We start from the raw sequence: 24,795 nt of genomic DNA, 5'->3' as shown, positions 1-24,795 counted from the left end.
CGTGTAAGTTGAAGCAGCCGTTCCCCCTAAGCCGGGGCGGCTGATTCAAACACATATAGAGGTATATGTAATGGCGAATGTTCGTTCTCACAAGGGTACCACGCCACATTTCGGCGAGCGCACCTGGGTTGACCCCAGTGCGGTAGTGATTGGGGATGTGACACTGGGGGACGACTGTTCAGTCTGGCCGATGACGGTGATTCGCGGTGACATGCACCACATTCGTATTGGCAGCCGCTGCAGCATTCAGGATGGCTCGGTGCTTCATATCACCCACGCCAGCGACTACAACCCCGACGGCTGGCCGCTGATCCTCGGCGACGATGTTACCGTTGGTCACAAAGCCCTGCTTCATGGCTGCACCATCGGTAGCCGGGTCCTGGTGGGCATGGGCGCTACCGTCATGGACGGGGCGGTGGTGGAAGATGAAGTCATCATCGGCGCCGGCTGCCTGGTACCGCCGGGCAAACGACTTGAATCCGGCTACCTTTATGTCGGCTCCCCCTGCAAGCAGGCCAGGGCGTTAAGCGAGAAGGAACGCACGTTCTTTACATACACCGCGGCGAACTATGTGAAGCTGAAGGATGAGTACCTGGCTGAATGTTGACACTGGTCAAAAAAACACCGTTGAAAAACTCATGCCGCGTTCCTATAAACCGAATTAGAAGCAGTTCACGGAGAACCGTCCAGTAGGCGCCACTGTGATGGAGCTGTTCCGAGAACGGAGCTGATCTCAAACCCAACTGGGGCTGCCCATGCAGCCTCGCCGGATTTCAGGTTCGTAGGAGGAGTTTCGTTATGAGCAATCTGACACGCTGGAACCCCATGGGGGAATTTGAAGACATGTTCAACCGGTACAATCGTTACTTTGGCCTCAACCGGGGTAATGGCGAACGGGAAGGGCTGTTGAGCAGGAGTGACTGGGCCCCCGCAGTAGACATCAAGGAAACCGACTCATCCTTTACCATCGAAGCCGAGTTACCCGGTATGAACCGGGAAGACGTCAAGGTGACGGTCCATGATGGCGTTCTGACCATTCAGGGGGAGCGCAAGAAGGAGGACGAAAGCGGCGACAAGAAACATCATCGCATCGAACGGTTCTATGGCAGTTTCACTCGCCGCTTTACGCTGCCGGATAACGTTAACCAGACCGATATCGGCGCTTCGTTCAAAGATGGCCTGTTGACCCTGACCCTCAACAAGCAGGAGCCTCAGGAGCCCAAGGCCATTGAGGTCGAGGTCCGCTAACCGGACGCCTGACCCCAACTACCGTGGCAAGCCGTTCACCCTCAGTGGGCGGCTTGCTCCGATTTGCCAGCTCCGGCGCTAACCAGGCACGGCACATACTCTGCGCTGCGACCGTGCTCGGAAATGTGATCAAGGATAGTCTGGCCATCGTTACTGAGCGCATTGAGATCACGCCCCGCCTCTTTGAAAAAGCCGACAAAACGCTCAAAGTCGCCAGCACGCAGCGACTGATAGGCCCGAATCAGGACAAAATAGTCAGGATTGTCGTCAGCACTATAAGGACGGAGGTTCAGGAAGTCCTTGATGCGCTCGTCGTTCAGCTCTTCACCAATGACTTTGGGCTTTTCGGGTCCGCTCATGGTCTCTCTCAACGTTTAAAAGTCAGAATTTCAGAAGGGCGACAGTATAACGGCCTAATCGGGTGCTGGTTATATGAATTGCCTATGAGCAACTGTCTCCAGGTCATAAGCAACTCAAAAGTCAGTTAAAACCATCCACTCCCCTCAGGGCAGGATTTCCACTGGCGGTTCGGGCTCGGGATCAAAGGCATCACATTGCGGGTCACGGACGGAGATTTCCACGCGCCGGTTTCGCGCTCGGTTAAGCGCAGAATCATTGGGGGCCAGAGGGTGAGTTTCCGCCCGACCAGCCGCGGTGACCCGCTCAGCCGGCAGTTTCCGGTTCAGCACCAGTTCATGGACCACCGATACCGCCCGTGCCGCCGACAGGTCCCAGTTGGAACGGTAGCGGCTGCTGACAATCGGCCGGTCATCGGTATACCCCGCCACCAGGACATCGCCACTGCAGGCGGCCAGCACATCCACGACCCGGTCAATAATAGGTACCGTCTCAGGCTTGATGGCCGCTTCGCCAGAACGGAACGTGGCTTCCTCAGAGAACCGGATCACCACCTGCTCAGTATCGTAACTGACCGTCAGCGCCTCCGATCGTACCTGCGGCTCCAGCTCCTGAATCAGCCGGGACGCCATCTCGATGATACCGGCCGGCACCTGGGTTGGCGCCCCGGATGGCGAGCGCTCGTCGATCAGCTCCGGCGTCTCGGCTTCGGTGGGCTCTGGCAGGGAGACTGTGTCGGACTCGATCATGGTCAGCGGGGAGCCGCCAACGCCATCCGCCAGAACATTACTGCTGCCAAAGGCCACCGCCATCGACTGGGCCATCATGCGGTATTTGGCCGCATCCAGTTCGGCAAAGGACAACAGCAGGATAAAAAAAGTCAGCAGCAACGTCGCCAGGTCGGCAAAGGTCACGATCCACGCCGGGGAGCTGTTGCCTTTGGGCTTCCTGGGAGCAGGTTTGGGTAACGGCACCGGGATCAGGCCTCCCGCTCAGCCACCAGTCCCTTGCGTTGCTCGGGATGCACGAATGACGACAGCAGCTCGGCCATCACCCGGGGGTTCTCGCCACGCATGATGTTGCGGATGCTGGTGGCAATCAGCAACTGATTGCGCTGTTCATCCTCGGCCTTGAGCTGGAGTTTGTCCGCCAGCGGCAGGGCCATTAACTGGGCAATGAAGGCGCCGTACAAGGTGGTCAACAGGGCGATGGCCATCGCCGGTCCGATGGACGAAGGGTCGTCCAGGGTGTTGAGCATCTGCACCAACCCCACCAGCGTCCCCAACATCCCAATGGCAGGCGCCGAATCCCCGATGCCACGGAACACCCGCTCCGACACCTCATAACGCTCGGCGGTTTGCTGGATTTCCTGGGCCAGAGCTTCTTCCACCAGTTCTGGAGAATGGCCATCCACGCACAGGTTCACCGCCTTGCGCAGGAACGGGTTGCTGGTTTCATGACTCTCCAGCCCCAGAATGCCTTCTTTACGCACGAGCCGGGCCAGATCGCTCACCTCGCGAACCAGGCTGGCAGGCGGTTCCACCCGGTCAGTAAAGGTGGCAGAGAACGCCAGCCGGAAGGCACTCATCACCGAGCTCATGCGAAACTTGATCAGGGTAACGGCAAAGGTCCCCCCGACCACAATCGCCAGGCCGGGCAGGTTCAGGAATGTCAGTAAGGTCGCATTGGCCAGCATGGCCATGATGACGATCAGGATGCCTGCAACCAGGCCAACGAGGGTAAGAATGTCCATGAGGAGCCTTTTGACAAAACTGTGACGCGGAAACAGTCACTTACCGGTCAAGCATAGTGCAAAAATACGCCGCTGGCTGTCTACTCCCTCAGGGTTTTGATCACCGCGTCCGTCTGAGGAGACACCCCCCGCCAGATCCGGAAGGATTCAGCCGCCTGTTCCACCAGCATGCCCAGACCATCAATGGCGCGGCTCGCGCCCTGATCCAGGGCCCACTGATTGAAGGTGGTTGTGGTGGCCGAATACATCATGTCGTAGACCACCGTATCGCTGCCAATCACCGACGGCGCCAAAGGTGGCAGGTCGCCCTTCAGGCTGGCACTGGTACCGTTGATGATCAGGTCAAACGGCTGTGTTGGCTGCTCAAACCCGCAGGCTGCCAACTCGGTGTCTCCGGCCTCATCGGCAAACAACGCCACCAACGCGTCGGCCTTGGCCACTGTGCGATTGGCAATCACCAGCCGCGCCGGTCGCCGGGAGAGAATAGGCCCCAGCACCCCACGAACCGCCCCGCCAGCGCCCAGCACCAGAATGTTCAAGCCCGCCAGATCCAAACCGTGGTTGGCCGTCAGGTCGCTCACCAGGCCCTGACCATCGGTGTTGTCAGCAACCAGTTGACCGTCGCTGTCCCGATACAGGGTGTTGGCCGCACCCGCTTTCTCTGCCCGCGCGGCGCGTCGATCGGCCATCGCCCAGGCCTGTTCCTTGAACGGCACGGTCACGTTGAGCCCCTTACCACCACGGGCAAAGAACTCGCTCACCGTCTCGCGGAAGCCATCCTCTGGCGCCTGAATGGCGGTATAGTCCACCGCCTCACCGGTCTGACTGGCAAACAAGCTGTGGATTTTCGGCGACTTGCTATGGCTGATGGGATTGCCCACCACCGCGTACAGATCGTCACTCATCATTCAACTCCAGCCAATCACGCCCGGTCAGGAAGTAGTCGGTAAGCCGGGCTTCCTCGGTGCCGGGTTCGGCCACCCGACTGTAATCCCAGCGCACCAGAGGCGGCAGCGACATCAGGATGGACTCGGTACGGCCACCGGACTGCAGGCCAAACAGGGTGCCCCGGTCATACACCAGGTTGAACTCAACATAACGGCCACGCCGGTACAGCTGGAAGTCCCGTTCACGGTCGCCGAACGGCAGGTCTTTGCGGCGCTCAACAATCGGCGCGTAGGCTTCCAGGTAGCTGTCACCGACCGCCTGCATCAGCGCAAAGTCGCGACCAAAATCACCGCTGTTGTGGTCATCGAAAAACAACCCGCCGATTCCCCGCGGCTCATTGCGGTGTTTGAGGAAAAAGTACTCATCGCACCAACGTTTGTAATCACTATAGACCTGATCACCAAACGGTTCACACGCCTGCCTGGCCACCTGGTGCCAGTGCACGCAGTCCTCATCAAAGCCGTAATAAGGGGTCAGGTCGTAGCCACCGCCAAACCAGTACACCGGATCGCCGTTTTCCGGCGTCGCAACAAACACCCGAACGTTGGCATGGGAGGTTGGCACATAGGGGTTGTTGGGGTGAATCACCAGGGATACCCCCATGGCCTGCCAGGGTGCACCGGCCAGGTGAGGGCGGTGCGCGGTGGCGGAGGGTGGCATGGTGTCGCCCATCACGTGGGAGAAATTGACGCCCCCTTTCTCGAACACTGCACCTTCGGCAATCACCCGGCTGATGCCACCGCCGCCTTCCGGTCGGTCCCAGGCATCGGTGGCAAATGTTGCCTGACCATCGATCTCAGATAACCGCGTACAGATACGTTGCTGAAGATCCAGCAGGTACTGGCGAACGGCTGCGACATCGGGGATGGTAGATTGCGTCATGATTTCCTCCTAACGAAGACGGCGGCCGGTGGCCAGGTCGAGAATTTTACTGGGCTGCTGGGCACCACCAAGGGCGCCCGGGACCAGCCAATCAATCCCTCCGCCAAAATACCGGCGAACCTGCAACGCCGAGCGGGCCGGCTGACGACCGGCCGGATTACAGGATGTGGATACCAAGGGCATACCCGAAGCCAGGCACAACGACTGAACCACCGGGTGCGCGCTGACCCGGACCGCCACGGTGTCGTGCTGACCGCGAACCCAACGGGGCACTTGGCCATACACATCCGGAATCAGGCAGGTCACCGGCCCCGGCCAGTGAGCCTTGGCCTGCGCCTGTAACGACTCCGGCAAGGGGTCCAGAAGGAAACGGACCTGGTCAATGGTCGCCGCCACCAGAATCAGCCCCTTGTGCTCTGGACGCTGTTTCAGCTCGAGGATCTGCTCAACGGCCGACGGGTTCCAGGGATCACACCCCAGCCCCCAGACAGCCTCGGTGGGGTAGGCGATCACGCCGCCATGATGAACGGTATGGCTGGCCATTCGGCGTTGCCAGGAATTCAGGGACATCGCTAACTCGTATCTCATGTTGACCGCTGCTGGGGTTAGCCTTCAGGACAGCCGCACATAGCCTCCGGGAACGTCGCCAACCAATCCCTGCATCTCCAGCAACATAAGCGATTGCAGTAACTGATCCGCTGACAGGCCGGTGCCTTGGCACAGCTCATCGGTTGACTGCGGATCATACCCTAAAGCCTCCAGCACCGCGATTTCCCGAGCATCCAGCCCGGCCGGGAGGAGGGCTTCGGCAGGTTTATCCACAGCAGCTTCCGCACGGGGGGCCGAATGCTTGGCCGCTGGCGTTGACGACCTGGTTTGTGGCTTGCGTTGTGGCATTAGTGGCGACGGCAATGACCACCAGGCACCCAGCTCTTCTTCAATGTCCTCGACCGTCTCCACCAGCCGTGCCCCCTGACGAATCAAGGCATGGCAACCGCGAACCTGGGGGTTATGCACAGATCCGGGGATGGCAAACACTTCACGCCCCTGCTCCAGGGCCAGTCGGGCAGTGATCAGCGAGCCACTACGAAGACTGGCCTCAACCACGAGAACCCCGCGGCTCAGGCCACTGATGATGCGGTTGCGCTGGGGAAAATGGGCCGCCCTGGGCTGGCTGCCCGGCGGTAATTCGGACACCAGCAGCCCCTGCTCGATCACCCGTTCGGTCAAGGCCCGGTGCTGGCTGGGGTAGATCACATCCACCCCGGTACCGATCACCGCGACGGTGGCATTACCCGCATCCAGGGCTCCGGCATGGGCACTGCCATCAATACCCAGGGCCAGACCGCTGGTCACCAGGTAGCCCTTGTCGCTCAGTGCACGGGCAAATTGGCGGGCATGATCCAGCCCGGCGCGACTGGCGTTGCGGCTACCGATGATTGCGATTTGTTCCCGCGTCAGCAGAGCGCGGTTCCCCCGCAGGTAAAGCACCAGGGGCGCATCATGAATGTGCCGCAGGGGCTCGGGATAATCGCTGTCACCCCAGGTCATCAGGTCAATATCACGATCGCGGCAGGTTTCCAGGTAGCGGTTCAACCGCTGCAGGTGGGGGTGGCCCAGGTCACGCTGCTGCCAGGCCTCGATCACCGCTCTTGCGGTCGCCGGAAAGCCCGCCTGCTTCAGTGCCGCTGGCGGCGCTGCCAATACCGCCAGGGGGCCATCGCTATAGTCAAGCAGGGCCAGCCGGCGTTTCGGCCCCATACCGGGAAGGTGAGCCAGCACCAACCAGGGCGCTGCCGATTCAGTAAACAGGAGGGAGCTACCGGCTACCTCTGCGCCAGGTATTGTCATGGGAATTCCTTTTCTGAAACATCGGCCATCCTGGCCAACGAAGATCAACACTACCGGCGCCCAGGGGCCGGCATCCGGGCAAAAAAAGAGCCGGGGGTTACCCGGCTCCTTTACGAGAGTGCATTGCCAGGACCCAATTGCCGCCCTGGCTGGCAGTGATCAGGGGTTCTGAACCCGATCACCCAGGGCCAGCGGGCGAAGAGCCTGCAGGACCACACCGTAACTCATCTTCTCGTAGGTCTGGAAAATCATCAGCAAACCGGCGCGCTCGTCCGGCAGCTTGACGGCTTCGTTGGTGACCGGGTCACGGACAACGTTGCCGGCCTTGAGAACCGCCAGGACGTTACCCGGTACCAGGCCTTCACGCTGGCCGCGGTTGATGGCAACCACATCGTACTGGCCGATGTTGTTGACGCCGTCTTCCACGGAAATCATTTCACCGGAAATCTCGGTGGCCGGTGAGCTGGGCACAAAGCTGGTGTTGATGCGGCGGTCTTCGCTCACCAGCAAGCGGTCAGCAATGCGTACTTCCTCATTGGAGCTCCTGAGCTCAACCGTCAGTACATCACCGTTCTCAGCGGTCACGTCTCCACGGGCAATGGCGCGGGCCTCCAGACCGAGGAATTCGCCGGTTTCAGGGTCAACGAAGCTCTTGCTGCGACGGAACACCCCAACGCTGTCGGCCGGTTTCTCGCCACGGGCATAAACCCGGTCACCAGCACCGGTGATGATACGGCCACCTTCACCTTCGAGCACATAGGGCGCGCCCTCAAGCTCCTCGATGCTGACAATACGGGTATCGGACAGGAAACTGCCAATGGCATCCAGCGGAATCGCCGGAATCGGGGTATCAATCGGCTCGGAGCGGATAGACGGCGACAGCCTGACCACGTCGCTGCTACCCACTTTGGTGACCCGTGCCTGACCGTCAATATAGACGAGCGCCAGAACGTCGCCCGGATAAATCAGGTGAGGGTTGGCCACTTGCGGGTTAACGTGCCAGATTTCCGGCCAGTACCAGGGGTTGTTCAGGAAGCGCGAGGAAATGTCCCACAGCGTATCTCCTTTCACAACGGTGTAACGCTCGGGATGATCGGTCCTCAGGTCAGGCGCCGCCTGTGCCCAGGAAGTTAACAGCAGCATCGACGCTGCCAGAGCGTACAGCAGTTTCCTCATTGTGTAAGTCCTTGATCGCGTGCCTTAATCGATGGTTTTTATCGCAGGTCTTCCGACCGACTGGTAGTTGCTTGTTCCCATACTATAGAAGAACTCTAGCAAATTGTGATGTTATCTTTTGTTCTTCCAGTAAATTCTATTTGCAAACAGGGCTTGAGCCCCGGCACTCAACGCTGGATCGCGGTGCCTGGTCAGTTTGTACTCAGCACTGAAGTTAAGGGATAATAGCGCCGTCAGGCCCCGGATTCATTTGAATCCTGAACGGTTATACCCAGATCATAATAGACGGTGCTGCATTAATGCGCAGTACGCGGTCGCATTTCTGGCATCCCGATCACACCGTCATTGGGGTTTATTTTTCGCTAGCAAACGGCAGACGAAACCACAGACCATGATTTTAGAGATTCTGGAGTACCCGGACCCGCGGCTGCGCACGATCGCCAAGCCGGTCACCGAAGTGACCGACGAGACCCGCAAGCTGATCGACGACATGTTTGAGACCATGTACGATGCCCCCGGCATCGGTCTTGCGGCCACCCAGGTGGATGTCCACAAGCAGATTATCGTCATGGACCTGTCGGAAGATCACAACGAGCCGCTGGTGCTGATCAACCCTGAGGTTGAGGTGTTGGATGGCGATGCCGAGAAAATGCAGGAAGGTTGCCTGTCGGTGCCCGGCTTCTACGAGGACGTCGAACGTATCGAGCACGTCCGGGTCAAGGCCCTGGATCGCAATGGCGAGGCCTTTGAACTCGAAGCCACCGGTCTGCTGGCAGTGTGCATACAGCATGAGATGGACCACCTCAACGGCAAGCTGTTCGTTGACTACCTCAGCTCGCTGAAGCGCAACCGGATTCGCAAGAAGCTGGAGAAACAACACAAAGTCCGTGCCTGATTGGCAGGACGGAGCCAGAGCAGATTAACAAGACCGGGTTGCAGGCCCGGTCTTTTCGTATTCACTGACGCAGAGATCCATCATCCGTGCGCATCGTATTTGCAGGAACTCCCGATTTTGCCGCCGTTGCCCTCAAGGCACTGCTGCAGACCGACCACCAGATCGTCGGCGTGTACTCCCAGCCCGACCGTCCCGCTGGCCGCGGGCGCAAGCTGACGCCGAGCCCGGTCAAGCAGGTTGCACTCGACGCCGGTATCCCGGTGTTCCAGCCGCTGAACTTCAAAGACCAGGAAGCCCGCGATGAACTGGCGGCTCTGGCACCCGATGTGATGATTGTCGCCGCTTACGGGCTGATCCTGCCCAAAGCCGTACTGGATACTCCCCGCCACGGCTGCCTTAATATCCACGCCTCTCTGCTGCCTCGCTGGCGGGGCGCCGCGCCGATCCAGCGAGCCATTGCCGCTGGCGACAGCGAGACCGGTATTACCATCATGCAGATGGATGTTGGGCTGGACACCGGCGCTATGTTGCTGAAATCCGCCACACCGATCAGCAGCCAAGACACCGGCGGCAGCCTCCACGACCGCCTCGCCGACATGGGCGGGGAAGCCATTGTGACCGCACTTGATCAGCTGACTCAGGGTACCCTCGACCCGGAACCCCAGGATGACGCCCAGGCCAACTACGCCCACAAACTGAGCAAGGAAGAGGGCCACATCGACTGGTCCCGCCCGGCGCAGCAGATCGACCAGCAGATCCGCGCCTTTTTCCCCTGGCCTGGCAGCTACACCGATACCAGCGATGATCAGCGCATCCGGGTCCATCAGGTAGAAGTGCTTACCGGTGATAGCCCCGAGGCGGCACCGGGTACCATCGTCCATCGCGACCGTGATGGCATCGACGTCCGCTGCGGCGAAGGCAGCCTGCGTATCCTGCAACTGCAACTGCCCGGTGCCCGGGCGCAATCGGTCAATGACCTGATCAATGGCGGCAAGGCGCTGCTATTGGTCGGCCAGGAGCTGCACTGATATGACACTCCATACCCAGCCACTAAGGGCCGTTGCCGCCCAGGTGATACTGGCCGTCGAAGACGGTCAGTCACTGTCCCAGGCATTGCCACCGGCACTGCAGCGGGTGGCCGACAACGAGCGCTCGGAACTTCAGGCGCTGTGTTATGGCACCTGCCGCTGGTTCCACAAGCTGGATGCGGAGCTGGAGCAACGCCTGAAGAAGCCCCTGCGCAAACAGGACCGGGTCATTCACCACCTGATGCTGGTGGCGCTGTTCCAGCTGCGCTTCAGCCAGCAAGCCAATTATGCGGTACTCAATGAAGCCGTCGAGGCCTGTCGCGCGCTGGCCAAGCCCCATCTCACCGGCCTGGTCAACGGGGTGTTGCGCAGCGCCGAACGGCAGGGGTCCCCAGAATTCACCGACCCCGGCGCCGAGCTCAGTCACCCCCAATGGATGGTGGACAAGCTCCGTCACAACTGGCCCGACGACTGGGAATCGATCCTGGCGGCCAACAATGTCCAGGCACCCATGACCCTGCGGGTCAACATCCGTCAGATCAGCCGTGACGACTACCTCCAACGCCTGGCCGATGTCGGTATCGAAGGCACCGCCACCGCCTTCGCCCCCCATGGCATTCAGCTGGCACGACCGCTGCCAGTGGACAGCCTGCCGGGCTTTGCCGACGGCACCGTCAGTGTCCAGGATGAAGCCGCCCAGCTGTGCACCACCTTGCTTGACCTGGAGCCGGGTCAGCGGGTACTGGATGCCTGTGCCGCCCCCGGGGGCAAGACCTGCGCGATTCTCGAAAGCTGCGAGGGTCTGGCGGAAGTGGTCGCCATTGACCAATCGGAAGAGCGTCTTCCCCGGGTGGCAGAGAACCTGGACCGGCTCGGCCTGGATGCCACCCTCAAGGCGGCCGATGCCGGCGCCACCGAACAATGGTGGGATGGCCAGCCATTCGACCGAATTCTTCTGGACGTACCCTGCAGCGCCAGCGGCGTGATCCGCCGTCACCCCGACATCAAGCTGCTGCGGCGGGAAGGGGACATTACCCCCCTGGCCAGCATCCAGATCGGGTTGCTGGAAGCCATGTGGGGCATCCTGAAACCCGGCGGGCGACTGGTGTACGCCACCTGTTCTGTCTTCCCCCAGGAAAACCACCGTATAATTCAACGATTCCTCAAGCAGCAGGCGGATGCCCAGCTGTTGGCACCGGATGTTGCCTGGGGACGGGATATGGGCGCTGGCCGGCAGTTATTGCCGGACCCTGACAGCCATGATGGCTTTTTCTACGCGGTACTGACCAAAAGCGACTCGTGAACAGCGGCCGGACAGGGCCCGAGCAGGAATCCGATCCATGAAAATCATCATTCTCGGTGCCGGCCAGGTTGGTGGCACCCTGGCAGAAAACCTGGCGAACGAAGCCAACGACATCACGGTCATCGATTCCGACAGCACACGGCTACGTGAGCTTCAGGACCGGCTCGATATCCGCACCGTGCAGGGGCGCGGCTCCTATCCCACCATTCTTCGCCAGGCCGGAGCCGACGACGCCGACATGCTGATCGCCGTGACCAACAGCGATGAAGTCAACATGGTGGCCTGCCAAGTTGCCGGGGTGCTGTTCAAGACCCCAACCAAGATCAGCCGGGTGCGGGCCAATGCCTACCTCGCCCGCAAGGAACTGTTCGCCGAGCAGGGCTTTCCGGTGGACGTACTGATCAGCCCGGAACACCTGGTCACCCGCCATATCACCCGTCTGATTGAATACCCCGGTGCCTTGCAGGTGCTGGAGTTTTCCAAAGGCCTGGTGCGGTTGGTCGCGTTAAGGGCCACCAAGGGCGGGCCGCTGGTGGGCCATGAACTGTCCTACCTGCGCACCCACATGCCCCGAATCGACACCCGGGTTGCCGCCATTTTCCGCCGAGACCGCCCGATCATGCCCCAGGGCGATACCGTGATCGAAGACGGGGATGAGGTGTTTTTCATCGCCGGCACTGACCACATTCGCTCGGTGATGAGCGAACTGCAGCCGCTATCCAAGCCTTACAAACGAATCTTTATCTGTGGCGGTGGCAACATTGGCCAGCGTCTCGCTCACACCCTGGAGGGCCGCTATCAAGTCAAACTGCTTGAGCGCGACCGCGAGCGTTGTGTGATGCTGTCCGAAAGCCTGCGCAAGACCGTGGTGCTGGAAGGCAATGCCGCCAACAAGGACATCCTGCTGGAAGAGAATATCGAGAACACCGACGTGTTCTGCGCGGTCACCAACGATGACGAAGCCAACATCATGGCCTCGTTGCTGGCCAAGCGCCTGGGCGCCCGCAAGGTGCTTACCCTGATCAACAACCCGGATTACGTCGACCTGATCCAGGGCGGTGACATCGACGTCGCGATCTCTCCCCAGCAGACCACCATTGGCAGCCTGCTCACCCACGTGCGCCGTGGCGACGTAGTGAATGTTCACTCACTTCGCAGAGGAGCTGCCGAGGCCATCGAAGCGATCGCCCATGGCGATCACCGGTCCTCCAAAGTGGTGGGTAAACGGCTTGACGAGATCAACCTTCCGGAAGGGACCACCATTGGCGCCATTGTCCGCCATAACGAGGTTCTCATCGCCCACGACCACCTTCGCGTGCAACCGGATGACCATGTCATCCTGTTCCTTGTGGACAAATCCCGTATTCGTGATGTCGAGCGACTGTTCCAGGTGGGTCTGACCTTTTTCTGATGCGGTTCCCAATTTATATTAAAGGTTATCCACAGGTTACATACCCGACTTAGAAAACCTTGCAGGGGCAGCGTATAATGCCCCTCTTTTCATTCAATGTTCGCCGGCTTCTTGCAGGCCTGGCGCACAAAACTTATACCGATTAGCAGGCAATCGTCGTGACAGACAAGGCAACTCTCAATGCATCCCAGGACGTCAAGACCTTCCAAGGCCTGATCCTGGCACTGCAGAACTTCTGGGCGCAGCACGGCTGCGTAGTCCTCCAGCCACTGGATATGGAAGTCGGCGCCGGTACCTTCCACCCGGCCACGTTTCTCCGTGCCATCGGACCGGAAACCTGGAACGCCGCCTACGTGCAGCCCAGCCGCCGCCCCACCGACGGTCGTTATGGTGAAAACCCCAACCGCCTGCAGCACTACTACCAGTTCCAGGTGGTCCTGAAGCCCTCCCCGGATAACATCCAGGAACTGTACCTGGAGTCCCTCAAGGCTCTGGGTCTGGATCCACTGGTTCACGATATCCGCTTTGTCGAGGACAACTGGGAGTCGCCAACCCTGGGCGCCTGGGGCCTGGGCTGGGAAATCTGGCTCAACGGCATGGAAGTCACCCAGTTCACCTACTTCCAGCAGGTGGGAGGACTTGAGTGCTACCCGGTCACCGGCGAGCTGACCTACGGCCTTGAGCGAATCGCCATGTACCTGCAGGGCGTCGACAGCGTTTACGACCTGGTCTGGACCGAAGGCCCTGAAGGGGTTGTCACCTATGGCGACGTGTTCCACCAGAACGAAGTGGAGATGTCGACCTACAACTTCGAGCAGGCCGACACCGAGTTCCTGTTCCACAGCTTCGATGTCCATGAGCGGGAAAGCAAACGGCTGATCGACGCCGGCCTGGCACTGCCAGCCTATGAACAGGTGCTGAAGGCGTCTCATACCTTCAACTTGCTGGATGCCCGTCATGCCATCTCGGTTACCGAGCGTCAGCGTTTTATTCTTCGGGTCCGTACCCTGGCCCGCGCCGTCGCCCAGGCCTACTTCGACAGCCGCAAGTCCCTTGGCTTCCCGCTGGCACCCGAAGCCCTGCGCCAGGAACTGCTGGCCAACGCAGATGACGAACAAGCGAAAGACTCCGGTAAAGGGAACGCATAATCATGGCAACACAGGATTTTCTGGTCGAACTGGGTACCGAAGAGCTGCCTCCCAAGGCGCTGAAAACCCTCTCCCATGCGTTCACCCAAGGCATTACCAAGGGGCTTGAAGACGCAGGTATCGAATTTGGCGCCGTGGAAGCGTTCGCCGCACCACGCCGTCTCGCACTGCGCATCCGCAACCTGGCCGATGCCCAACCAGACAAAGCGGTTGAAAAGCGGGGCCCTGCGGTCAAGGCGGCCTTTGACGATTCCGGCAACCCGACCCGGGCACTCACTGGCTTCGCGACCTCACTGGGTGTCACCCCCGATCAGCTCGACACCATGGAAACCGACAAGGGTGCCTGGCTGGTATACCGCACCGTGGAGCAGGGCAAACCCACCATCGAACTGCTGCCACAACTGATCGAACAATCGCTGGCCGCCCTGCCGATTCCCAAGCGTATGCGCTGGGGCGCCTACCGCACGGAATTCGTTCGTCCGGTGCACTGGCTGGTACTGCTTTATGGCAACAAGGTCATTGATGCCGAGGTGATGGGCCTGCAAGCTGGTAACCAGACCCGCGGCCACCGTTTCCATTGCCCCCATGAGCTGATTGTCCCAACCCCGGCAGACTATGAAGTGGTGCTGCGGGAAGAAGGCCATGTGATTGCCAATTTCAGCGAACGCCGTGATGCCATTCGCGCCGGTGTCGCCGCCATTGCCGAGAAAGAAGGCAACGGCCAGGCCGTCATTGACGACGACCTGCTGGATGAAGTCACCGCCCTCAACGAATGGCCGGTGCCGCTGCTGGGCCGCTTCGAGGAGCGCTTCCTGGAGGTGCCGTCCGAAGCCCTGATCTCCTCCATGAAGGAACATCAGAAATATTTCCACGTGGTCGATGACGACGGCCGGATGTTGCCGCTCTTCATCACCGTGGCCAACCTGGAAAGCCATGATCCGGCCCAGGTGATTGCCGGTAACGAAAAGGTGATTCGCCCGCGTCTGTCTGACGCCGCGTTCTTCTACAACACCGACCGTAAGGTTCGTCTTGAAGACCGCATCGACCGGCTCAAGCCGATCGTCTTCCAGGAAAAGCTCGGCAGCATCTACGACAAATCGGTTCGGGTCGCGGCCCTGGCGGCAAAAATCGCCGATGCCATTGGCAGTGATCCCGCCCTGGCCGAGCGTGCAGCCATGCTCGCCAAGACCGACCTGGTTACCGAGATGGTGCTGGAGTTCACCGATCTCCAAGGCATCATGGGTCAGTACTACGCCGATAACGACGGTGAACCCGCCGATGTCGCCAAGGCGTTGAATGAGCAATACATGCCCCGCTTTGCTGGCGATGACCTGCCGACAACCCTGACCGGTTGCGCAGTGGCGATCGCTGACCGTCTCGACTCCCTGGTGGGGCTGTTCGGCATCAACCAGCCGCCGTCCGGAACCCGGGACCCCTTCGGTCTGCGTCGGGCCTCCCTCGGCGTACTTCGCATCATCATCGAGCGCGCACTGCCGCTGGATCTGCAAACCTGCTGCGAGTGGGCTGCCGAGAACTTCGACAACCTGACCGAGCAGAACACCGCCACCACGGTGGTGGACTACATGCTGGAGCGGTTCCGAGCCCATTACGAAGAGCAGGGCATCGGCGCGGAAGTGTATCTCGCGGTTCACGCTCGCCGACCGACCCGTCCGCTCGACTTTGATCGCCGGATCAAGGCCGTAGAAGCCTTCCGCCAGTTGCCAGAGGCCCAGGCCCTGGCCGCGGCCAACAAGCGGGTGTCCAACATCCTGACCAAGCAGGGTGGTGAAGCCATCGGTGAAGCTGTGGATAACAGCCTGCTGCAGGATGACGCCGAGAAGGCCCTGGCCGAACAGGTTGCGGCTCAATCTGAAGCGGTGTTGCCACTGTTCGAACAGGGCGACTACGGTGCCGCCCTGAGTTCCCTGGCCAACCTGCGTCAACCTGTGGATAACTTCTTCGATCAAGTCATGGTCATGGCCGACGACGAAGCGATCCGCAACAACCGCCTGGCACTGCTGAACCGTCTGCGCAACCTGTTCCTGCGGGTCGCGGATATTTCACTGCTGCCCACGGCTGGTTAACAGGGCGGGGCGTTAGGCGCGATGCTGGTCATCCTCGACCGGGATGGGGTCATCAATGAGTACGATGGCAGTTATATCTGTTCTCCAACTCAGTGGCACCCCCTTCCCGGCAGCCTGGATGCCATCGGCCGACTCTGTGTCGCCGGGTATCGCGTCGCCATTGCCACCAACCAATCCGGGGTCGGGCGGGGCTACTATGACCTCGACACCCTGGAGGCCATGCATGACAAGCTGCGGCAGTTACTGAAAGGGCATGGCGGTGTCATCGACTTCATCGCTTTCTGTCCACATCATCCCGACGAACGTTGCCAATGCCGCAAACCTGCAACCGGTCTGTTTGACCAGATTCGTGAACACTTTGGTCTGGCTACGCTCGAAGGCGCAATCATGGTCGGGGACAGTCGCAAGGACCTGGAAGCCGGGCTTGCTGTCGGCTGCGAGACCTATCTGGTAAGAACCGGAAATGGGGTCGAAACCGAAGCTCACCTACAGGAACGACCACTTGAGGGCGTTGGCGTGTTCGATAACCTTGCCAGCCTCACCGACCACCTCCTCGCTAACAACAGCCTGTAAATTTCACTCTCGGGGCACTGGAATTCGTCCGGCGATTCCGTATAATGGCGGCCTTGATTCGGCGTGTGGCGCAGCCTGGTAGCGCACTTCGTTCGGGACGAAGGGGTCGGAGGTTCGAATCCTCTCACGCCGACCAATATCTCCCCTTGCATTATTCTGTCCGTTTTTCTTTTTGCCTGATCATCCCCACTTTAAGTCCCCACAAACGCCTTAAAGCACGCTAGACTTAGCATCTGTCCTGTATAGCCCACCCGTACCTTGTGTGGCTGACGCCGCTTCGACATCTGATAAGGGATTCATCATGCGCTTTGCTCGTCCGCTTTCTCTGGTTGCTGTGACTTTGATGGGCCTCTCAGGCTGCAGCAGCCTGCAGCAACTCACCGCTGGTACCGACGATGTGTGCGGCGGCCTGCAGCAGCTGATTGCTGACTACGATACCGGCTTTAGCAGTTTCCGGGGAAAGGGCACCACCATGCCGTTGAGCACAGTCTATGACGCCAAGATCGAACTGGTGCATCGTCATTGCCAAATCTGGAACTGGGGTGCTGGCGACTCTGTGTACCTCTGCTCCGCATCCGACCCCGATATTGAAGTCGCCAAGCAACGTCACCAACAGTCACTCACCTCGGTTCGTGCCTGTCTTGGCCCGGACTGGCGGGAAGAAGGAGATTGGCGTGAGCGAAATGGCCAGACCGACGGCTATGCCTCCCGCTTTCGCTCTGCGGACACCAACGCCGTGGTGTCTATCCAGACCGCGGTACAGACCACTGGACCTCGCCGACGTTACACCAACTTTCTCTACATCGGTGACGAAGCCCGTTCTTCTTCACTCGGCACACAGCAATAACCCCAGGGTCACAAAAAGCCCCTTCGGTCACCGTGGCGTCCATCGTATACTGGTTGGGCGCTACCCCGTCACACTGTTTCGGACATGATAAGAAAGTTATCCACAGGCCGTTTTATGAACCAAGTGTCGCAAACACCACGTCCCAACCACAAACCCCGTCCCTGGGTTGACCTGCTGGTCAGCATCGTCATTCCCTCGGTTATTCTGATGAAGCTCAGCGGTGACGAGTACCTGGGAAGTACCTGGGCACTTATCGTCGGACTCGCATTCCCGTTGGGCTGGGGGTTGTTTGAGCTGATCCGCTACCGCAAGTACAACTTTATCGCCGTGCTGGGGGTCATCAGCGTCGGGCTGACCGGCAGTATCGGACTGATGGAGCTTGATGCACAGTGGCTTGCCATCAAGGAAGCGGCGGTTCCTCTGCTGATCGGCCTCGCCGTTTTAGTATCCACAAGGACCCAGTACCCGTTGGTGCGAACCCTGCTCTATAACCCATCGGTGCTGGATGTGGATAAGATTCAGCAGGCTTTGGAGGCCAGGGACGCCGAAGTGGAGTTTGAACGCCGCCTGCTCAATGCCAGCTACCTGTTCAGCGGTACCTTTTTCTTTTCTTCCGCCATGAACTACATCCTGGCGAAGTGGATCGTCACCAGTCCCGCCGGTACCCAGGCATTCAATGAGGAACTCGGCCAGATGACCCTGGTCAGCTATCCAATGATTGCCATTCCGTCCATGATCATGATGATCGGCATTTTCTATTACCTGTGGCGCACCATCCGCCGGCTCACCGGTTACACCCTCGAAGAGGTGATGTCGCCCCACCTGCACCAACACCAGGAACAGGGCGGCGACCAATCCTCGTCGAAATAGCCAGTTATCCACAGGCATAAAAAAAGCGACCCAATCGGGTCGCTTTTTTTTGGGGAAAACCAGACCTCAAACGTCGAGGTTGGTCACTTCCAGCGCGTTGGTCTGGATGAATTCCCGCCGTGGTTCGACGTCGTCGCCCATCAAGGTGGTGAAGATCAGGTCTGCGGCAATCGCATCCTCGATGGTCACCTTCATCATACGACGTGTTTCCGGGTCCATGGTGGTTTCCCACAGCTGTTCCGGGTTCATCTCGCCCAAGCCCTTATAGCGCTGGATATTGAGGCCTCGCTGAGCCTCCTTCATCAACCAGGCCAGCGCACCTTCGAACGACAGCACCGCCTGCTTGCGCTCGCCACGCTGGATAAAGGCGCCGTCTTCGATCAAACCAGACAGGGTTTCGGCCATCCGGGCAATCGCCCCGTAAGACGCAGACTCAAAGAACTCGTGACTGAACACGTGCTCATGGGGGATCCCGTGGGTATACATGACAACCTGCGGCAGGAACAGGTTGCGTTCGGAATCCTTTTTCACCGAAAACTCGAACTTGGTGCCAGTGCGCGTGTCCAGAGTAAGGCCTTCACCAAGCACCTTCGCCCAACTCGCTACCGCAGACTCGTCCTTCAGGGCGTCCGACGTCAGGGTTGGAGCCTGTAGCATCTGCTCCAGCACTTTAGCCGGGTAGGCACGGGACAGCCGCTCGATCATTGCCATCACCGCCTGATAGTCCTTCACCATGCCTTCAAGCGCGGAATCCTTGATGGCAGGTGCCTCCGGATTGACGAACAGCTGAGCGCCTTCCAGGGCGGTCTGGGTCAGGTAGGCTTCTTTCGCCTTTTCATCCTTCAGGTACTGCTCCTGTTTGCCCCGTTTGACCTTGTACAGCGGAGGCATGGCGATAAAGACATGGCCACGTTCGATGATTTCCCGCATCTGGCGGAACAGGAAGGTCAGCAGCAGGGTACGGATGTGGGAACCGTCGACATCAGCATCCGTCATGATGATGATGGAGTGGTAACGCAGTTTGTCCGCGTTGAACTCCTCGCGACCGATACCACAACCCAGTGCGGTGATCAGGGTGCCAACCTCAGCGGAGGACAGCATTTTGTCAAAGCGGGCTTTCTCGACGTTAAGAATCTTACCTTTCAGCGGCAGGATCGCCTGAGTCCGACGCTCACGGCCCTGTTTGGCACTGCCACCCGCAGAGTCACCCTCCACAATGAACAGTTCGGAAAGGGCAGGGTCCTTCTCCTGGCAGTCCGCCAGTTTCCCGGGCAGGCCGGCAATATCCAGTGCGCCCTTACGACGAGTCATGTCACGGGCCTTACGGGCAGCTTCCCGAGCCCGGGCAGCCTCGATCATCTTGTTGACGATCAGTTTGGCTTCGCTCGGTTGCTCCTGCAGGAAGTCAGCGAACGACTGATACATCTCCTGCTCCACCGCCGTTTTTACTTCCGAAGAAACCAGCTTGTCCTTGGTCTGGGAAGAAAACTTGGGGTCTGGAACCTTGACGCTGATGATCGCCGTCAGGCCTTCACGGGCATCGTCGCCGGAGGTGCTGACCTTGGACTTCTTGCCCAGACCTTCATGCTCGATGTAGGTGTTCAGGGAGCGGGTGAGGGCAGAGCGGAAGCCTGCCAGGTGGGTACCACCATCGCGCTGGGGAATGTTGTTAGTGAAGCAGTAGATGTTTTCCTGAAAGCCATCATTCCACTGCATAGACACTTCAACAGCGATCCCGTCTGCACGCTCACGGCAGAAGTGGAATACCCGGTTGATGGGCGTTTTGGCGGTGTTGAGATGCTCAACAAACGCCTGCAGACCGCCTTCATACTCAAACACTTCTTCCTTGCCAGTACGCTCATCCTGTAGACGAATACGTACGCCGGAGTTCAGGAAGGCCAATTCCCGCAGGCGCTTGGCGAGGATATCGTAGTGGAACTTGATGTTAGTAAAGGTTTCAGGTGACGGGATAAAGTGCACCTCGGTGCCACTTCGATCCGTGTCGCCAACCACCGCGAGAGGCGCGTCAGGTACACCGTGGGTGTAGGTCTGCTCGTGGACTTTGTTAGCGCGGCGGATGGTCAGCTTGAGGCTGGAGGACAGCGCATTAACCACCGACACCCCAACACCGTGCAAGCCGCCAGAGACCTTATAGGTGTTGTCATCGAACTTACCGCCGGCGTGCAGTACCGTCATGATGACCTCCGCCGCGGAAACCCCTTCCTCCTCGTGCATATCCACCGGGATACCACGCCCATTGTCACGAACAGTCACCGACTCATCGGGGTGGATTACCACGCCGATTTCCGAGCAATAGCCGGCCAACGCCTCATCGATGGAGTTGTCCACAATCTCAAAAACCATGTGGTGCAAACCGGTCCCGTCATCGGTGTCACCGATGTACATTCCAGGCCGCTTACGGACCGCATCGAGCCCTTTCAGGACCTTGATGCTGGAGGAGTTGTAGTTCGATTCAGTCATTAGACGCTCCCTAAAAGCGCGGGTCTTATTCTTCCGTCAACCGGCCATGTTCCACGTGGAACATTCGGAAGTCGGGGATGGTTTCCCGCCATAACAATTCTGGCTGGGGCCGTTCGATGGAGGTCACAAATACCTGGCATCGCAGCTCGTACAGTTTTTGCGCCAACATGGCGCGATGTTCGGCATCCAGTTCCGCGTTGATATCGTCAAGCAAAAAGGTCACTTGTTTGCCCAGGTCAGCCAATACCTTGCCTTGGGCAATCTTCATCAAGATCACGAGTGTTTTCTGCTGACCACGGGAAAAAGTTTCAGCAACCGGGCGCCCCTGAAATCGCAAGCGCAGATCTGCCCGGTTGGGACCATACAGCGTATGTCCCATTCTTAATTCCTGCTCTCGATGCCTGGCCAACACCTCAAGTAGCGGTTGTTTCCGATCCCAACCGGGATAGAAATCCATCTTGAAGCCTTCGACCCAAGGGGTCTCTATCTCCCTCAACAGGCTATGAAACGCCTCCTGAAACAGGGCCACCACCGATTGCCGTGCCTCCGTTATCTGGTCTGCCAATGCTGAAAATTGCGCGTCCCAGGCCCGGAGTAGATGCTCGTCTAGTCTACCATTTCTCAGCGTTTGATTCCGCTGTGACGTGACTCTTTGGCATTGCTGCCACAGTGAAGCAAAGGAAGGTTCCACGTGGAACACTGACCAGTCTAGAAATTGGCGCCGTTGGCTTGGCCCCCCCGACACAATCTCAAACACGCCAGGATCAATCACTGATACCGGCAGCAACCGCGCCAGCGCGGAAAGATTCCGTACGTTCTCCCCATCGACCCTCAGCAGTGTTTCCTTGCCCTGGATGTCGCGGGCAAACCCGAGCCGGTGAACCTCTGCCACACCACCCGCTTGCTGCTCGGCGGCGTTGCGCCCAGGATCAACCGCTCCGAACACGGTAAACCGGACTTGACCGTGGCGGCACACCGCCTGGTGACGACTGATCCGGAACGAACGCCCCAGGCCAAGATAGCCGATGGCTTCGAGAACACTGCTCTTGCCGCTGCCATTTTCACCATAGAGAAGATTGAACGATGAGGAAAATGAAACCGGGTCTCCGGCGAGATTACGGAACTGGTCCGTCTGAAGCTTGAGCAGAGCCATAGAGTCCTGGGCTGGGAAAGGTGGTGGGTTTCAAGATTGGAACGGCTACGAGCCGAGTCATTATTACCTACACGGGGGGTTTACGAAAGTCAGCACGCCGACAACCTGCTCATCGACGATACCTAGATGTCAAAGCCCCCCGACAAAACACCCATAATAAAAAAAGCCATCGGTTGGGATACCCGATGGCCTTTCTTGTCAGCGCCTGGTGTTCGTCAGAACCACACGCGTGGCCCAACGATTTCCGGTCAATGCAACATGTTCAAACGCTCATCCATAAACACATCCATCTCTGGCGCCAGGATATGAACGTAACGATCGAAATATAGGAACTGCTTGAGCAGCAGCGCGAACTCCCTTGGGAAATGAAGGCCGTGGCTTTCCCCAATCTTGACCATCTCCATCAGGATATTATTGACGTCGTCATCAGCCTGCTCAGGCTGGTAGGGCACCTCGTCCGGCACCATCCGGTCCATTTGCTGATACAGTTTGCGCAGATCGTTGGCGAGATCGGACACCACGACGGTTTCATGGGTAATGCCGATTCGGATCATCGCATCGGCAACGCCATCGAAGTTCCCCACCATGACCGCGGAAATAAAATCCGATACCGCCTGCCAGGTATCCGGGCGAATACGCCCGACAATACCAAAATCGATAAAGCCGACCCGCCCATCCTTCAGCACCATCAGGTTACCGGCGTGAACGTCAGCGTGGAAAAACTCACACTGGGTCAGGCTGGCGAACCAGGTGTTCATCGCCGTAATCAGGGTACGTTCGGGATCACGGGCGTAGCCGCGAATACTTTCGAGATCCGTGAGTGGTACCCCGTAAAAGCGCTCCATCGTCAAAATGCGTCGGGTACTGCAGTGTTCGTAAACCTTTGGTACGGTCGCATCTTCATTATGGGTATTGTGGAGGAAATCGCGGAATACCTTGAGGTTGTTCGCTTCCTTGATGAAATCACACTCTTCCATCATGGTCCGTTGAATTTCCTCAACAATCCCGGACAGCGACGTCCAGGACAGCTTCGGTGCCAGGGTTTCGAGAATTCGAGCCGACAGGTACAGGAAGTTGAGGTCGGTCAGCAGGGTATTTTCCACCCCGGGCTTCTGTACCTTGATCACTACGTCTTCACCGGTAACCAGACGAGCAGCGTGAACCTGGGCAATGGAGGCAGACGCCAACGCGACGGGGTCGATCTCCGCGAACACCTGGTCAATAGGGCGGTCGAGTTCTTCGGCAATGATTCGGCGGATTACCGAAAATGGCAGGCTGGGCGTGCGGTCCAGGCAGTACTGGAATTCTTCAACGTAAGCCTTGGGGAAAAAGGTTGGGGAGCTGGCAATGAACTGACCCAGCTTGATATAGGTCGCCCCGAGGGATTCGAACGTTTGTCGTAACAGCTTTGGCGCAGGGGGGCGTTCGCCCAGCATCCAGTTGACGCCGGTGCGACCAAGTACTGACAGGGTCTGGCCAATTCGAAATGCGCCCTTTAACGTGTTGGTCACCGCAGTCATAAGAGCCTTCCTTTTGAACATAGTGTCCTCTATGACGTGACCCCGGAAAACCAGCGCCCACAGCAACTGGGATTTCCGGGCCACAAGTGAGAGCCATCCATGGCGCCCAATGCTACAGTCGCATGGGCATGACCACGTACAGGCTCCGGTTGTCGTTCTGTGCCTCCAACAATGCACTGCTATTGGGGTTCGCCAGGGTGATCTTGACCAGCTCTTCATCCAGCACGTTCAGCACATCCACCAGATAGCCTACATTAAAGCCGATCTGCAGTGATTCGCCCTGGTACTCAACCGCCAACGCATCTTCGGCCTGTTCCTGATCCGGGTTGTTGGCAAACACCTGAAGCTGGTTGGACGACAGATTGAGGCGAACCCCACGGATGTTTTCGTGGGACAGAATACCGGCCCGCTGCAGGGTACTTTTCAGCGTCGCGCGATCTGCCAACACAACCTTGTCGCCGCCCCGGGGAATTACCCGGTTGTAGTCCGGGAATTTGCCTTCAATCAGTTTTGAGGTAAAGGTATACGAACCAACCGTGGCGCGCAGGTGGTTATCACCAATCACCAAGGTCACCGGCGTTTCAACATCGTCCAGCAACCGGGCAAGCTCCAGTACACCTTTACGCGGCACGATCACCTGACGCGGCTCGGGGCAGCCCGTTGCCATATCCAGGTGCGCCATCGCCAGACGGTGACCGTCGGTCGCCACCGCGCGGACATGATCCTGGTCCACTTCCAGCAACAAGCCGTTGAGGTAATAGCGGACATCCTGTTGGGCCATGGCAAACGCTGTTGAATCGAGCATACGCCCGAGTTCTTTCTGCGGCAGCTCAAGTCGGAAGCTTTCGGGCTCATCTTCCACATTGGGAAAGTGTTCCGCCGGCAGCGTAGACAGCGTGAAATGGCTGGCGCCGCTACGCAGGTGCAGGCGATCTCCTTCCAGGGCCAGCTCAATCGGCGACTCATCGCCAAGCGCCCGACAGATATCTGCCAGCTTACGAGCCGGCACCGTAATGCGTCCGGGCTGATCAATATGAACCGGCATCACCCGGCCAACCAGTTCCACTTCCATATTGGTACCGGTCAGGGTCAGGGTATTACCTTCAGCCTCCAACAACACGTTGGACAGCACGGGCATGGTCTGTTTTTTTTCCACAACCCCGGCAATGGAGAGCAGGGGGGTTAACAGGGACTCGCGGCTGATCGTCAGTCTCATGGCACTCGGCTTTGTTATCAATGAATTAAGTTAGCGTTGGGTCAAACAGCA

General features: G+C 58.9%; 23 protein-coding genes and 1 tRNA gene. 12 read left to right on the top strand and 12 right to left on the bottom strand.

Features of this window, described 5'->3' with window-relative positions; genetic code table 11:
* Nucleotides 1-70 precede the first annotated feature (70 nt).
* Nucleotides 71-607: a gamma carbonic anhydrase family protein gene (locus BMZ67_RS03090; protein WP_092020429.1), complete on the top strand. Its 537-nt coding sequence runs from the start codon at nt 71-73 to the stop codon at nt 605-607.
* A 191-nt stretch (nt 608-798) separates the two neighbouring features.
* Nucleotides 799-1,248 (top strand): Hsp20/alpha crystallin family protein, encoded by a 450-nt coding sequence (locus BMZ67_RS03085; protein ID WP_092020428.1) that lies wholly within the window; start codon nt 799-801, stop codon nt 1,246-1,248.
* Between the two features lie 41 nt (nt 1,249-1,289).
* Here BMZ67_RS03085 and BMZ67_RS03080 read toward each other — a convergent pair whose 3' ends face one another.
* From BMZ67_RS03080 to BMZ67_RS03045, 8 genes are all read right to left on the bottom strand, one after another.
* A complete protein-coding gene (locus BMZ67_RS03080) occupies nt 1,290-1,607 on the bottom strand; it encodes a PA4642 family protein (RefSeq protein ID WP_092020427.1) in 318 nt (105 codons plus the stop codon).
* A 144-nt stretch (nt 1,608-1,751) separates the two neighbouring features.
* Nucleotides 1,752-2,579 carry a flagellar motor protein MotB gene (locus BMZ67_RS03075; protein ID WP_092020426.1) on the bottom strand — a complete coding sequence of 276 codons (828 nt, stop codon included), beginning with the start codon at nt 2,577-2,579 and terminating at the stop codon, nt 1,752-1,754.
* Nucleotides 2,580-2,584: 5 nt separating this feature from the next.
* Complete coding sequence (locus BMZ67_RS03070) at nt 2,585-3,358, bottom strand: motility protein A (protein WP_092020425.1); 774 nt, start codon at nt 3,356-3,358, stop codon at nt 2,585-2,587.
* Between the two features lie 80 nt (nt 3,359-3,438).
* A complete protein-coding gene (gene aroE, locus BMZ67_RS03065; RefSeq protein WP_092020424.1) occupies nt 3,439-4,263 on the bottom strand; it encodes a shikimate dehydrogenase in 825 nt (274 codons plus the stop codon).
* Complete coding sequence (gene hemF / locus BMZ67_RS03060) at nt 4,256-5,188, bottom strand: oxygen-dependent coproporphyrinogen oxidase (RefSeq protein WP_092020423.1); 933 nt, start codon at nt 5,186-5,188, stop codon at nt 4,256-4,258. The genes aroE and hemF overlap by 8 nt, the downstream gene beginning before the upstream one ends.
* A gap of 9 nt (nt 5,189-5,197) precedes the next feature.
* Nucleotides 5,198-5,776: an L-threonylcarbamoyladenylate synthase type 1 TsaC gene (tsaC, locus tag BMZ67_RS03055; protein ID WP_425434225.1), complete on the bottom strand. Its 579-nt coding sequence runs from the start codon at nt 5,774-5,776 to the stop codon at nt 5,198-5,200.
* A gap of 24 nt (nt 5,777-5,800) precedes the next feature.
* Nucleotides 5,801-7,039, bottom strand: a complete 1,239-nt coding sequence (dprA, locus tag BMZ67_RS03050) for a DNA-processing protein DprA (protein ID WP_175481818.1) — start codon at nt 7,037-7,039, stop codon at nt 5,801-5,803.
* Between the two features lie 159 nt (nt 7,040-7,198).
* Entirely contained in the window at nt 7,199-8,215 is a 1,017-nt protein-coding gene (locus BMZ67_RS03045) for a LysM peptidoglycan-binding domain-containing protein (protein WP_092020421.1), read from the bottom strand.
* A gap of 391 nt (nt 8,216-8,606) precedes the next feature.
* Here BMZ67_RS03045 and def point away from each other — a divergent pair, with 391 nt between their 5' ends.
* The 10 genes from def to BMZ67_RS02995 all read left to right on the top strand — a co-directional run bounded on the left by def (nt 8,607) and on the right by BMZ67_RS02995 (nt 18,374).
* Complete coding sequence (def, locus tag BMZ67_RS03040) at nt 8,607-9,110, top strand: peptide deformylase (RefSeq protein WP_092020420.1); 504 nt, start codon at nt 8,607-8,609, stop codon at nt 9,108-9,110.
* Between the two features lie 86 nt (nt 9,111-9,196).
* Nucleotides 9,197-10,138 (top strand): methionyl-tRNA formyltransferase, encoded by a 942-nt coding sequence (gene fmt, locus BMZ67_RS03035; protein ID WP_092020419.1) that lies wholly within the window; start codon nt 9,197-9,199, stop codon nt 10,136-10,138.
* 1 nt (nt 10,139) lies between these two features.
* Entirely contained in the window at nt 10,140-11,441 is a 1,302-nt protein-coding gene (gene rsmB / locus BMZ67_RS03030; RefSeq protein WP_092020418.1) for a 16S rRNA (cytosine(967)-C(5))-methyltransferase RsmB, read from the top strand.
* A gap of 37 nt (nt 11,442-11,478) precedes the next feature.
* Complete coding sequence (gene trkA, locus BMZ67_RS03025; protein WP_092020417.1) at nt 11,479-12,852, top strand: Trk system potassium transporter TrkA; 1,374 nt, start codon at nt 11,479-11,481, stop codon at nt 12,850-12,852.
* Between the two features lie 158 nt (nt 12,853-13,010).
* On the top strand, nt 13,011-14,000 hold the full coding sequence (gene glyQ / locus BMZ67_RS03020) for a glycine--tRNA ligase subunit alpha (RefSeq protein WP_092020416.1): 990 nt from the start codon (nt 13,011-13,013) through the stop codon (nt 13,998-14,000).
* Between the two features lie 2 nt (nt 14,001-14,002).
* On the top strand, nt 14,003-16,084 hold the full coding sequence (glyS, locus tag BMZ67_RS03015) for a glycine--tRNA ligase subunit beta (protein WP_092020415.1): 2,082 nt from the start codon (nt 14,003-14,005) through the stop codon (nt 16,082-16,084).
* Between the two features lie 21 nt (nt 16,085-16,105).
* Nucleotides 16,106-16,657: a D-glycero-beta-D-manno-heptose 1,7-bisphosphate 7-phosphatase gene (gmhB, locus tag BMZ67_RS03010; protein WP_092020414.1), complete on the top strand. Its 552-nt coding sequence runs from the start codon at nt 16,106-16,108 to the stop codon at nt 16,655-16,657.
* A 59-nt stretch (nt 16,658-16,716) separates the two neighbouring features.
* A tRNA-Pro gene (locus BMZ67_RS03005) sits at nt 16,717-16,793 on the top strand.
* A gap of 165 nt (nt 16,794-16,958) precedes the next feature.
* Nucleotides 16,959-17,504, top strand: a complete 546-nt coding sequence (locus BMZ67_RS03000) for a hypothetical protein (protein WP_092020413.1) — start codon at nt 16,959-16,961, stop codon at nt 17,502-17,504.
* A 114-nt stretch (nt 17,505-17,618) separates the two neighbouring features.
* Nucleotides 17,619-18,374, top strand: coding sequence for a VC0807 family protein (locus BMZ67_RS02995; protein ID WP_092020412.1), 756 nt, complete (start codon nt 17,619-17,621; stop codon nt 18,372-18,374).
* 66 nt (nt 18,375-18,440) lie between these two features.
* On the opposite strand, the gene gyrB is transcribed toward BMZ67_RS02995, so the two are convergent.
* From gyrB to dnaN, 4 genes are all read right to left on the bottom strand, one after another.
* Nucleotides 18,441-20,855 carry a DNA topoisomerase (ATP-hydrolyzing) subunit B gene (gene gyrB, locus BMZ67_RS02990; RefSeq protein WP_092020411.1) on the bottom strand — a complete coding sequence of 805 codons (2,415 nt, stop codon included), beginning with the start codon at nt 20,853-20,855 and terminating at the stop codon, nt 18,441-18,443.
* 25 nt (nt 20,856-20,880) lie between these two features.
* On the bottom strand, nt 20,881-22,008 hold the full coding sequence (recF, locus tag BMZ67_RS02985; protein ID WP_092020410.1) for a DNA replication/repair protein RecF: 1,128 nt from the start codon (nt 22,006-22,008) through the stop codon (nt 20,881-20,883).
* A 248-nt stretch (nt 22,009-22,256) separates the two neighbouring features.
* Nucleotides 22,257-23,528 carry an ABC1 kinase family protein gene (locus tag BMZ67_RS02980; protein ID WP_092020409.1) on the bottom strand — a complete coding sequence of 424 codons (1,272 nt, stop codon included), beginning with the start codon at nt 23,526-23,528 and terminating at the stop codon, nt 22,257-22,259.
* A gap of 112 nt (nt 23,529-23,640) precedes the next feature.
* The gene (gene dnaN / locus BMZ67_RS02975; RefSeq protein WP_092020408.1) at nt 23,641-24,744 is read right to left on the bottom strand and encodes a DNA polymerase III subunit beta; all 1,104 of its coding nucleotides are present in this window, start codon (nt 24,742-24,744) and stop codon (nt 23,641-23,643) included.
* Between the last annotated feature and the right edge of the window lie 51 nt (nt 24,745-24,795).

The organism is Marinobacter zhejiangensis, assembly GCF_900114775.1.
Taxonomy (GTDB): domain Bacteria; phylum Pseudomonadota; class Gammaproteobacteria; order Pseudomonadales; family Oleiphilaceae; genus Marinobacter; species Marinobacter zhejiangensis.
Note: the sequence above shows the minus strand (reverse complement) of the source record. Positions and strands in the feature narration are given on the sequence as shown.